The organism is Syntrophales bacterium (assembly GCA_030655775.1).
Classification (GTDB): domain Bacteria; phylum Desulfobacterota; class Syntrophia; order Syntrophales; family JADFWA01; genus JAUSPI01.
The window spans coordinates 1-3,169 of the sequence record JAUSPI010000197.1; the positions used below are offsets into that span (position 1 = coordinate 1).

The window sequence follows — 3,169 nt, forward strand, 5'->3', positions numbered from 1 at the left end:
AACATAAGAAAATTACTTGCCGGGATTATGAAACAATTTCCGGGAAATGTTTCAACCTTTAGAGCATTGCGGACAATCTGGTAGAATGGAATGTTGAGTTTTTCTCCATAAAATCTACCTGCTTTACTAATATCAGTATCGTTATCCTTTGTCTCAAACAGGCAAACAGGATGATTGTCTTTTACCATGACAAAATCAACTTCCCGCTTTTCCCTGTCACGAAGATACCGTATTTCAAAATTCCCCAGGCCGGTTTCTGTCATTCTTGTTGCCATGCGTATAAGGAAAAGTATCGTCCAACCAGTGAGTCTCCAGACTTTTGAAAATGGCCGAGCCTGGCGGAACCTGTAACAAGAAGCTGCATTCTTTCGCGATTAATGTCATAAAAACCTTTAAGAATATTCCTCCATTCAGTATGCTTATGAATCTCATCAAACACGAAAGGAACGGGATTGTTCTTGAATTTCTCATCGATAATGTTCCGAAAATAGAGTGGATTTTTTTTGTACTTTGCCATTAATGATGGGTCATCCCAGTTGAAGTATGTGTCTTCCGAGCCGACAGATCCAAGCCACTTCTGAGCGAAGGTAGTTTTTCCCACCTGCCTGGGACCAGTCAGAAATATCATCTTTCCTGCTGTTATTTCAGGATCAAATATATATTTACCAATTAATCGTTCCATGGCGCTTATTATCCATATCGCTGGAATATTGTCAAGACTATTTTCCATAGTTATGGAATATTAGCGTAGGAGTGTAATTATGAATAGAATGAAATCGTTAATTAAACTACATGGCAACGCAAAGTTGTAAAAAATACCACAACAAAGCATTGCTCTGAGCGTCAGGAATGTAAAGACACACGGCTCACGGTTGTATGCTCCGATTTATGCAGCCGGCCGGCTGGGGAGATTGTTAAATGATATTTTTTCTTGACCGATATACCGGTTCGTATTATATTCCGAATTAGTTTAACTAAATTGGAGCGATGTACGAAAATGGAAAATATCAAGAGAATCTTGAATATCGATCTCCCGCCAGGGCAGTCTGCTTTTTTATGGGGGCCAAGAAAGACAGGAAAATCGACTTATCTGAAAGCAAGGTTTCCAGGCAGCCTTGTGTATAATTTTCTTCAAACCGATCTGCTTCTTGAGTTCTCCAAGAAACCTGCTCTTTTGCGGGAACGGCTGCTGGCAAAGGATGATGATGTTCTGAATTACCCTGTGATATTGGATGAAGTACAGAAGATTCCTCAACTATTGGACGAAGTGCACTGGCTGATTGAAAATAAGGGGTTGAGCTTTATACTGTGTGGATCAAGCGCACGGAAGCTGAAGAGAGGAAAGGCTAACCTTCTTGGGGGCCGGGCATGGCGTTATGAGATGTTTCCATTTGTTACGTTTGAACTGGAGAACTGGGATCTGTTGAGAGTATTAAATCGCGGTATGATACCGGATCATTATCTTAAGGAAAACTACAAGAAATCCTTGAGAGCCTATACACAAGATTATTTAAAAGAAGAAGTTTTTGATGAGGGGTTAACCCGGAACATTCCCGCATTTTCCAGATTCTTTGATGCCATGGCACACTCTCACGGAGAGCTTACAAATTATTCCAATATAGCGCGTGATTGCGGTGTAGATTCCAAGACTGTAAAAGAGTATTACCAGATCCTTGTGGATACGCTTTTAGGCACTATGATAGAACCCTTTAAGAGGAGGCAAAACCGGCAGGTCATCAGCAAAGCGGCAAAATTCTACTTATTTGATGTGGGGGTTGCAGGCACCATAACAAAGCGACATATTGAGGAAGAAAAAGGTGAATTGTTCGGGAAAGCATTTGAGCATTTTATTTTGATGGAGATTGCGGCTTACAATTCTTACAATGAAATCGATTATGAAATCAATTTCTGGAGGACAAAATCAGGTTTGGAAGTCGACTTTGTGCTGGGCGGAGGCGATGTAGCCATTGAAGTAAAAGGAGCAACTCTAATCGAGAAAAGGGATTTACAGCCCCTGAACGCCTTTATAGAGGAATATTCGCCACGTAAGGCATTAGTTGTATGTAATGAGAGGGAAGAGAGAGTTCATGGCAGGATACGAATAATGCCGTATAGAAATTTCCTGAGTGACTTATGGGAAGGCAAGATCATTCGTTAACCTCAGTGCAGATACTTGCGTAAAGAAGATATGCAAAAACGGCAACTTACCATAGCTGCAAGTTTTAGTGAAGAGTAAAAAGCACCGCTGTATCCGGACAGGAAAATCCAGATAGCTGATTTCTTTAGCTAAGCCAATTCGATCTTCAGCTTTCTGCCCACGGCAGAAGCGGCCTTCTTCATAGTATAAAAAGTCACTGATTCATTGTAAGGATCAAGCAGTCTGTCAAGAGACGATCGACTCGTTTGCATTCTTTTGGCCATGGCTGTCTTTGACAGTTTTTTTTCCTTCATTAGCAGTTCAACTTGAAGTGCGATAACCTTTTTGAGGGCTTTTTCCTCAATTTCGCCGAGTAAACCCTCTTCTTCGAGAAAATCATCAAATTTACTGCCTATATTTTTATGCTTCATTTTAATATCCTCCTTATCTTGCCTTTCTTACAAACTTAGACAATCTCTTTCTTGCTAATTCTAAATCAGCTTTCGGTATTTTTTGTCCCTTCTTAATAATCCCGTGTAGAAGAACGATTTGCTTGTTGTGTATTGTGAAAAATGTACGAGCTATTCGGTCGCCCAATTCAGACCTGATCTCCCATAAGCCATCATACAGCGATTTAACCAAAGGCATGCCAATTGGCCAACCATACTGAACTGTTTTTATGTCCGTACCAATTATCTTTTTTTCCTCACGAGACAGTCCCTTTAACTAATTCCGTGCCGGTTCATTGCCAGCATCTGTTTTAAAAAATACCACCGATAGATAGTAGCTCATTTTCATGTCCATAACATGTACCTATTATGGTACTTTGTCAAGAGAAAATTTACTCCATATGGGAAACCGGTTAAAGCACGAAAGATGCCTCACCCTGGTAACTTAACCCAAATTCATGATTTGCGCCCTGAAAATTGCCGAAATCTGGCAGGCAAGAAAACATGATATGTTTAATTACAATACCTTACGATTGCAGGTAGCCTGAAACGTCATTTGTAGTGCCAGAAAATGACTCATGGA

4 protein-coding genes are annotated in these 3,169 nt (G+C 40.5%); 1 reads left to right on the forward strand and 3 read right to left on the reverse strand.

The window, feature by feature from the left end; translation table 11 throughout:
* Together Q7J27_10665 and Q7J27_10670 are read right to left on the reverse strand one after the other, a co-directional pair.
* The coding region (locus Q7J27_10665; GenBank protein MDO9529606.1) for a hypothetical protein at nt 1-263 on the reverse strand (263 nt) is incomplete at its 3' end.
* Complete coding sequence (locus Q7J27_10670; protein MDO9529607.1) at nt 260-682, reverse strand: AAA family ATPase; 423 nt, start codon at nt 680-682, stop codon at nt 260-262. The genes Q7J27_10665 and Q7J27_10670, both read right to left, overlap by 4 nt.
* Before the next feature lie 315 nt (nt 683-997).
* On the opposite strand from Q7J27_10670, the gene Q7J27_10675 reads away from it, so the two are divergent.
* Nucleotides 998-2,158, forward strand: a complete 1,161-nt coding sequence (locus tag Q7J27_10675; GenBank protein ID MDO9529608.1) for an AAA family ATPase — start codon at nt 998-1,000, stop codon at nt 2,156-2,158.
* A gap of 128 nt (nt 2,159-2,286) precedes the next feature.
* Here Q7J27_10675 and Q7J27_10680 read toward each other — a convergent pair whose 3' ends face one another.
* Nucleotides 2,287-2,568, reverse strand: a complete 282-nt coding sequence (locus Q7J27_10680; GenBank protein MDO9529609.1) for a hypothetical protein — start codon at nt 2,566-2,568, stop codon at nt 2,287-2,289.
* Nucleotides 2,569-3,169 lie beyond the last annotated feature (601 nt).